General features: G+C 43.4%; 7 protein-coding genes and 1 pseudogene. All 8 read right to left on the bottom strand.

Translation table 11 applies throughout. The annotated features are described in order from the left end of the window. Window positions 1-144: 144 nt before the first annotated feature. The 8 genes and pseudogenes from L2082_RS17155 to L2082_RS17120 all read right to left on the bottom strand — a co-directional run bounded on the left by L2082_RS17155 (window position 145) and on the right by L2082_RS17120 (window position 8,258). Complete coding sequence (locus tag L2082_RS17155) at window positions 145-1,062, bottom strand: hypothetical protein (RefSeq protein ID WP_446010781.1); 918 nt, start codon at window positions 1,060-1,062, stop codon at window positions 145-147. A 64-nt stretch (window positions 1,063-1,126) separates the two neighbouring features. Further along, a complete protein-coding gene (locus L2082_RS17150; protein ID WP_446010782.1) occupies window positions 1,127-2,656 on the bottom strand; it encodes an AAA family ATPase in 1,530 nt (509 codons plus the stop codon). A 17-nt stretch (window positions 2,657-2,673) separates the two neighbouring features. Then, window positions 2,674-3,159, bottom strand: a complete 486-nt coding sequence (locus L2082_RS17145; protein ID WP_446012028.1) for a DUF1499 domain-containing protein — start codon at window positions 3,157-3,159, stop codon at window positions 2,674-2,676. A gap of 108 nt (window positions 3,160-3,267) precedes the next feature. Beyond that, window positions 3,268-3,843 (bottom strand): hypothetical protein, encoded by a 576-nt coding sequence (locus L2082_RS17140; RefSeq protein ID WP_446010784.1) that lies wholly within the window; start codon window positions 3,841-3,843, stop codon window positions 3,268-3,270. A gap of 152 nt (window positions 3,844-3,995) precedes the next feature. Continuing rightward, a pseudogene (locus L2082_RS17135) lies at window positions 3,996-4,133 on the bottom strand (amino acid--tRNA ligase-related protein); the annotation flags it as partial. Between the two features lie 286 nt (window positions 4,134-4,419). Further along, on the bottom strand, window positions 4,420-4,908 hold the full coding sequence (locus L2082_RS17130) for a hypothetical protein (protein WP_446012027.1): 489 nt from the start codon (window positions 4,906-4,908) through the stop codon (window positions 4,420-4,422). A gap of 174 nt (window positions 4,909-5,082) precedes the next feature. After that, window positions 5,083-6,867 (bottom strand): aspartate--tRNA ligase, encoded by a 1,785-nt coding sequence (gene aspS / locus L2082_RS17125; protein ID WP_446010997.1) that lies wholly within the window; start codon window positions 6,865-6,867, stop codon window positions 5,083-5,085. A gap of 101 nt (window positions 6,868-6,968) precedes the next feature. Continuing rightward, entirely contained in the window at window positions 6,969-8,258 is a 1,290-nt protein-coding gene (locus L2082_RS17120; protein WP_446010996.1) for a GmrSD restriction endonuclease domain-containing protein, read from the bottom strand. Window positions 8,259-8,401: the final 143 nt, after the last annotated feature.

The following is an 8,401-nucleotide window of genomic DNA, read 5'->3' as shown; positions in this document are numbered from 1 at the left end:
AACTCGTTCACCCTACTTGTCTAATATTGATATAAAGTTTGATTTTTTCATCTCACCAAACAAATAGACAATCGTCAAGTCGAAAATAGCTGGAAAAAAAATTTCGGTAATTAAGTTATCCCGCTTGAATGTTTAGGTGTTTTTTTACGAGCTGAATTGCTGATAAAGGGTTAACTGATCACCATCCAATTTATAATGACAGTCGTCATCAAAACAAAATTGCATGATTGTCTGATTCAGATAATTGTTGCGGCTGGCCACTGCCTTTATCAATGAATTGAATTTATTAAGATTACGTAGGCAAAACGATGGCGGACTGCCTGTTGGAAGAACAAGAGGAATGAGATGTTTCTTCAAAGACTTAGATAAAAAACGCTCATTCAATCGGAAATCACTTTCAGGTCGTGTTGTCAATTTCCACTGAAGAAGATGATTCAAGATATCAGAAATATTCTGGAATTTCTCATTCCTTTCCTTGTCAGGATAGTCTTTTTTGTAATTTCCTGAAGCAAAAGTTTGAAAGGTAACAAGGCTACCATACAAAAGAAATTCAAAAATCGTCAAATCAGCAAGTTGCGCTTTTAGCTCTTTAATAATCTCATCGTGCTGAATAAGCTTCCCACAAAGAGTATCGCAAACTTTCAAAAAAGTTTTGACATCATCTGATGAATTTGCAGATAATTTAAAAATTTCAAGCCATTGCGGTGATTCTTCTTTAAGAAACACCTGAGAGTAACGTACAGCACGTTTAAGTAGTTCTGGAGACAATCGAATTATTCGATTCAGGGAAGGAATATCCGACAAACCAAAATGAATTGCGCGACCAAGTGATAGTGCTACCGTATTTGACCCAAAGCATTTTTTCGGGACGGTCAGCCAAAAATTACAACTCCATAGTGCTGTAGAACGGTCGAGAGACGTTAACCCTTTGATAAATGGCTTTCCATCCAGATATTGATGAGCGCATTCCTTAGCTGCTGCGGCTTCAGAACTGCCATTTTGCACCATTTTACTATACTGATTCTCATAAAGTATTTGGCAGCTCGCTACTTGATTATTCACACTCAATAAGGCACCTCAAAAGTTTGATATTGTATCGGTTATATGACTTGACAAAAACTGCCCATCATACCCTTTCCCAGGAAAACGACGCAATATTCTTCTTTGTACTACTGAAGAGAATACCAACCAAATATACTGTCCCCTGGCCCGCATACTTCTGCGCATACTTTCGTTCTTTAATCTGCTCAAGCGGATCAGCATTGCCGTCAACTTTAAACTCGACAAGATAGATGTTATCACCCAGAAAAAGCGTTAAGTCAATACGCCCGATATTGGTCACATCTTCTGCAATGATGCGGATACCCAAGCTTGCGAGATAGGCATAAATCACACTGGCATAGTAGCCCTCATACTCGGCAAGGGTGTTTTTGACATAATTATTATAGGGAATCGAGGCGAACAGGGAAACAAGCACATCTTTCAATGCTTCGACATCCCCGGATTTTAAAGCGGAAAACAGGCCGGTCTTGGTGGGCGTGTATGTTGTCGCATCCGTCAGAAAGCGGATAAGCGCGTCATTAAAGGAAAGAGCGACCTCTCTGTTCGGGTAGTGCAGGGTATATTCAAACCCTCCGAACTCCAATTCATGAACCTCTTTGATCGTCAGGTAACCGGCCTGAAACAGGACAGGTTCCAGCCTGATATGGTCGATATCAAAACCGTCGAGCAGAGAGCTGTCAACCCGCAGGTCGGAAAGACGGGGGAGGAAATAATTGTTCTGCCGGATAAGCTTCAGTAAAAAGGTCGGTGTGCCGGTCTCGAACCAATAATTATTAAAGACAAGGCCCTTGTCGATGAAGAGCAGGATATCAAAGGGATTATAGACTTTTTCTCCGAGAAAATTATAGCCGTTGTACCAGTCCCGCACCCGTCCCATATCAGCGTCTCGCAGGAGGTCGGTGAAAACGGTTACCAGATCATCCTGGGTATAGCCGCAGATAGTGGCGTAACGGCTGTCAAGGGAGATATCCGAAAGGTTGTTCAGGCCGCTGAACACAGAAACCTTGGCAAATTTACTGACGCCGGTAAAAAAGGCGAACTTGATATACTCGTCGCAGTCCTTAATGGTTGCGTACAGGTCTTTGAGTATTTCCCTTGCCTCTTGAGCGACCTCCAGCTGATCCAAATTATCAAGTATCAGCTTGTCGTACTCATCCACCAGGATAACGACTTTTTGCTGATATTTCTCAAATGACTTCCTGATCAACTCCCGTAAGCACCCGCCTGTATCTTCTTCGTGCAGGCAGTCAATGTTCAGCCGCTCTTGGTTATCCTTGAGGATATTCCTGATATCCTGCTGCATGGCAGCAACATTGCGGGCCACTCCGGCAAAACTGATTTTGACGACCGGATAGGTTATCTGCCAATCCCAGATGTCATAGATATACAGGCCGTGAAACAGCTCTTTCCGGCCCTCGAACACAGCCTGTAAGGTGGAGAGAAAAAGGCTCTTGCCGAAGCGGCGTGGTCTGGAGAGAAAATAGTAGTTACCGTTGTTGATCAGCTCAAAGGCAATTTTTGTTTTATCGACGTAGTGGTATTCTTCTTCACGGATTTTGGTGAAGGTTTGAATACCTATGGGTAGCTTTTGCATGATCTTATCGCACCGACTTAGCAGGTTAGACACGATATTCGCCACGAAAAAGACTTCCGTGACTCACTCACAGGAACAGCCTTTGGCGTGTATCTGTTGCGGATATCCTCGACGCGTTTGCGGTTGACGCCGAGGTCAGAATACCCGACCCGTGAAGCGGAGCGTACATGAATAATGCTTGCCTGATCATCAAAATAGAACTCCACATCATCCACAAAGCGAAACAGCCCGGAGCGAAATTCGGCATGAATATAGCGTTCATCTGCCGTAATAATTTTTGTGCGTTTCATGGATTGGATGGTATCGAGGAGACGTTGTCGTGCCTCGGCGAATGGTTCGGAGTACGTCAGTGGCGCAATGGCATGGTCTTTATCTTCCCCGGTCAGTGATGATACGCAGTTCGGCGATGTTGGGCAGGGAGTCAATCGATTGCCTGTGACGCCCAGATTATCCGGCATGTTTCCGCCACAACTGCTCACCAAGAAAAACAGAGTTAACAGCATTGGTGATCGTGTGATCGCGTTCATATTCTCCTCATTACGGTCTATGATTACTGTGATGACGCCCAATATTACAATTTTCCCCAAATTTTTTCTTTGCGTTACTTTTGGCTATTGTGATGTTTCTGGTATTATGCCTAGCTCTTTTGCTTTTTGATATTCGATAACCTCATACAAATTATCCACTGCCTCACTAATAATTTCTATTAGGTTCTCATCCAATTCAAAGCCTAATTCAATCAAGGAAGTTTCGATCAAATCTCTCTGGTCCCTATCAAAGTTCAGGAGGTGTTGTGAAACAACATCAGAGGTTTCTACCGAAAATTGATTTACAATATCCTGGCGAATTAATGTTTGGGCTTCCATTAATTTCTCCGTCTCTTCTGAGGGCGATGACATAAAAATAGAACTTAACCATGATTTTGATAAAACGAGTAATTCAATCAGGCCAGCTCCAATCAAACCTTGTAGAATTGCATGAAAATAATTGATAACTTGTTTTTCATTCGGGTTCCCTAGCTCACTGATCGACCTAGCAAGTCTATCTATTTCTTTCTGCAAGTCAGCCTCAGATAAAACAGGATTTATTTTTGATTTATCTATCAGTTCTTTTGATACTTTTTTGGCTAATTGTGGCTTAACTCCCAACTTGATTAAATGTTCATGTATCGTTGAATAATTACTCAAGGCTTTCTCCTGAAACATAACAGTATTGAATTGTTCCCATATTATCAGATACTAGCACATACTTTATGGACAGCACAATAAAAAGGCAAAAAAAATCCCGGTCCAAACAATGCTGGAAACCGGGATCATCAAGCAAAAGAGCTAGAATCACCCTACTCTTTCTTCTCCTCTTTCCAATCAGGACGCAAATGCAACTCAGTAAGCTGCTTCCTGGCAACAGAAGCCGGAGCCTCGGTAAGCGGACAGGTGGCCTTCTGGGTCTTAGGAAAGGCAATCACGCCCTGGATGGATCACAGTATCACAACAAGCAATATCAGGAAAATAGTAACTTCTCAATAACTGGTGGTGTTCTATAATTTCAATAGGTTACATGTCATATTTTTCAGGAGATTTTATACAGTGCCGTTAGGCTTGAATCGCTAAACTATTGATAATAAAGATATTATTGTTTCGGCACGAATTATGCTTATGCATCTTTCTGGTTACTATAACATCCTGATTTTATTTATTACCACCACTTATTGAGAAGTTACGGAAAATAATCTTATCTATTCAATACCACCTGTAAACAAGTGCTTATTTGTTAACGAGCGAAATTGAACAAGTTCCATCATTCATATAAATATTCATCGGATTATTAGCATCGTACTCTAAAGTCACAGAGCCATCTTTCGCAAGCTGTTTTGAATATTGTTTCATCAACTTTCTATAATAAGAAGCTACTGCTTTTCGTTGTTCCTCAGAATATTTACACTCAAATTGCATATTACCTATAAATTCTTCAGCATACACACATCTGTCGTCAATAATACCTTTTATACGTATGTAAATAAAACTATTAATAACAGCGTCTCTATCAATAAAAATATTAATAAAAGGGTCTCTAATTTTCTTGTCGTAAACTTCACATGATTCAAGTTTGTTTGCAATATCCGTCCTGTCTTCTATAAATTGTTTAACTTGAGCTTTCCATAACGATTTATCTGTATCCTGAGCATATCCTTTTGTGGTTAAAGAGGTAACAAATAGAAAACAGGTAAAGGTTACCATCCAAAAAATCTTCATTATCTTCTCCTGTAGTTGTCAAGCAATAATACAAATTACGAGCAGGTAAATCAACAACTTGCGTAACCCAGCAAAAAATGGTTGAATATTTACCACTACGGAATTCAACAAGTAATCTCTCCCGACCCCGGCAAGGACACCGGAATCGGGAGGCACAAAGACAGGTTGTGCAGCTTAATCTTCTTTCCAATCCGGTCGAAGATGCAGCTCTGTGAGTTGCTTCCTGGCAACCGAAGCCGGGGCCTCGGTAAGCGGACAGGTAGCCTTCTGGGTTTTAGGAAAGGCAATCACGTCCCGAATAGAATCAGAACCGGTCAGGATCATCAACAGGCGATCCACGCCAAAGGCAATACCGCCGTGGGGCGGTGCCCCGAACTCCAGAGCGTTGAGCAGGAAGCCGAATTTATCCTCAGCCTCTTCCTTATCAATACCCAGCACCTTGAGCACTCTTGCCTGGACATCCGGCTGATGGATACGGATAGAACCACCGCCGATTTCATTACCGTTCAGAACCAGATCGTAGGCCCGACTCTTGACCTTGACTGGCTCACTTTCCAGCATATCAAGATGCTCTTCAAAAGGCGCAGTAAACGGATGATGGACAGCAGTATGGCGTTTCCGCTCCGTATCGTATTCCACCAGAGGAAAGTCGGTGATCCAGAGAAAATCAAAGGTGTTCTCGTCCAGGAGATTAAGGCGACGGGCCAGCTCCAGGCGCAGTTCCGATAATACCTGATTCACCGTGGTCGTATCATCGGCACCAAAGAGGATCAGATCGCCTGGCTCTGCCTCCAGGTCCTTGCCCATGGCGGCCAGCTCGTCCTTGTTAAAAAATTTGGTAATAGGCGACTGCCACTCGTCTTCTTTGATCTTGATCCAGGCCATGCCCTTGGCTCCAAAGGTACCGGCAAAATCGGTCAGGTCATCCAGATCCTTGCGAGAGAAGGTAGCACAGCCCTTGGCATTGATCGCCTTGACCGCTCCACCCTTGTCAATAATGGAGTTAAAGACTTTAAAACCACAACCACGCAGGGTCTCAGTCAAATCGGTCAGCTCCAGGCCAAAACGGGTATCCGGTCGATCTGTTCCAAAGCGGGCCACAGCTTCGTCGTATTTCATTCGACGAAAAGGTGGTTCCAGATCAATGCCGCGAGCCTCCTTAAACACGGCCTTGACCATACCCTCGCTGATTGCAATGATATCATCTTCACCGACAAAACTGAGCTCCATATCGATCTGAGTGAATTCGGGCTGACGGTCGGCGCGCAGGTCTTCATCGCGGAAGCATTTGACGATCTGGAAATAACGCTCCATACCAGCGATCATCAGCATCTGCTTAAAGAGCTGGGGTGACTGAGGCAGGGCATAAAATTTACCCGCATTCACCCGGCTGGGCACCAGATAATCCCGTGCCCCTTCCGGAGTGGACCGAGTGAGCATAGGGGTTTCCACTTCCAGAAAGTCATTGTCTGTGAGATAATTCCGCACAGCCTGGGCCGCCTTATGACGCATAATCAGATTGTTCGCAATCTCTGGACGACGGAGATCCATGTAGCGGTACTGGAGGCGGATATTGTCCGAGACCTCGCTGTCCTCGTCCAGCGGGAAGGGCGGAGTCCTGCTGGTGTTGAGGATGCGCAGCTCGCTGACCAGCACCTCGATCTCGCCGGTTTGCAGCTTGGGATTGGCCATGTCGCCGGGCCGCTGTTCCACCTTCCCTTTGATCGCCAACACCCACTCAGAGCGTAGCTGGTGCGCCTTGGCATGGACATCAGGATTGATCTCAGGATTAAAAACAACCTGGGTGATGCCGTAGCGGTCGCGCAGGTCGATAAAAATAACCCCGCCGTGGTCACGGCGACGAAGAACCCAGCCCATAAGGACGACTTCCTGATTCAGGTTGTCCAGGCCGAGGGTATTACAGTCATGTGTGCGCCGCAGCGCTCCCATTGATTCCATGTGTTTCTCTTTTTATGCGGAAAGGTTTAAAACAACGTAGAGGATGATCATTTCGTTCTATCTTTAGGGCTTCTTCTCTTCAAACAAGAAGAATATGCACCCTATTCATCCTCATTTTCTGGTTTCTGTTGAGTCTCCAAGGAATCTCCGATAACTTTTTGAATCTCCTCCAGAAAAAGATTAGCTCTGCTTTTCATGAATGATTCAAATTGTGCCGGAGCGAATTGTTCTATAAAGTGTTCTTTGTTTTCATCATCTAAATTCTTCGAATTACTGTGTGGAATAAAACATGCCTGAAGACGAGCAGCAGCTCCAACAATAGTTCCACTATCTTTTGCTTGGTTGATAATATCTTTAAAATATTCTCTGGGAGAAGTATCAAGAAGTTTACGATTACTCTTTTTTGAAATCACAATTCTGTTTACGATTGATTCGCACAATTTTATGTTCAACCCTTCTCTATTACAATATGCTTTCGGGAAAATATGATGTTCCTCAAGATCTTCATCAGCTAAAGACTCTCCATTATATAAGTCCTCGCTGACCGCAGCGAAAAGTATGCACTGTAATGCTTTAAAACGACTGTCAGATCCTCGGTTTAATCCAACTATAATATCTGTTGTTAGATATACAGTAGGAATAATTTCTCTATCAGTATTTCCCGCTGCGAGGTCGCGAAGCAGTTTAAAGTAACGACTGATTCTATAATTAGATGCTTGAGTGGCTCCTGACTGAAGCAGATTGCTGAAAAACCATCGTTTCAGCAAAAGATGGTCTGGCGGCAACATTGGACGGGCACACCAGTGAGCAGCTATAGCGACTAATAGAGCATGATTGGTCAGTGTTTTTGGGCGGGCACCCATTTTTTTTACCCAATCAAAGGCACGAACAAGTGATGTTACCGCTTCATCCCAATTTTTCTCTATATAATCTGGAGAAAGCTGCAATTGTGTACCTCGGTTTACTTCCAATGCACTGTTGTTTTCTTCAGCATTTCTAAGGACTATAACCTGTAAAACTCTCTCGCCATCTACATTAAATTCAGACAAGACTGAATAAGATTTTTTTGCTTCTTCCCATTTTGATTTAAGATCTGGCTTAGGAAAAAATCTGGCAACAGCTAAATCAAAAGTAGTCAATCTGGTCCCGGTTGAGTTGATAGTCTCGAAAATTCGACAGATGGATTTTAGTCCAGCATCAGATTCTAACTCTACAATAGGTATTTGATAATTTCTTATCACTTCAAATACATCTTTTATTTCTGCGGCAGCATCGCACTGCGAATTCATATCTTCTTCCAAATCAGGAAAATCTCCAGACTCTCTAATATAACTATATACATACCTTTCTGTGTTTTTACTGTCAGACAGCGCAATATCTGCTCTAAGCAATCTTCCTTTATCAAGTGGGTGCGATTAAAAGTGCGGTTTTCACCTTTCCGCAGTTGTTTATGCAGCCTTGCAGATACTGTCCCAATACCTGTCCCAGTATCCGTCTGCACGATCAACTCTCAGGGAAAGCATGATCCGGGCAT

Source organism: Candidatus Electrothrix sp. (assembly GCF_052785085.1).
The sequence above is the reverse complement of the archived record's forward strand: the minus strand, read 5'-3'. Positions and strand labels throughout refer to the sequence as shown.

Bases quoted from the DNA above. Each gene is read 5' to 3' on its own strand.
- L2082_RS17150 (WP_446010782.1), bottom strand. From the start codon at position 2,656: ATGCAAAAGCTACCCATAGGTATTCAAACCTTCACCAAAATCCGTGAA.
- L2082_RS17145 (WP_446012028.1), bottom strand. From the start codon at position 3,159: ATGCTGTTAACTCTGTTTTTCTTGGTGAGCAGTTGTGGCGGAAACATG.
- L2082_RS17130 (WP_446012027.1), bottom strand. From the start codon at position 4,908: ATGAAGATTTTTTGGATGGTAACCTTTACCTGTTTTCTATTTGTTACC.
- aspS (WP_446010997.1), bottom strand. From the start codon at position 6,867: ATGGAATCAATGGGAGCGCTGCGGCGCACACATGACTGTAATACCCTC.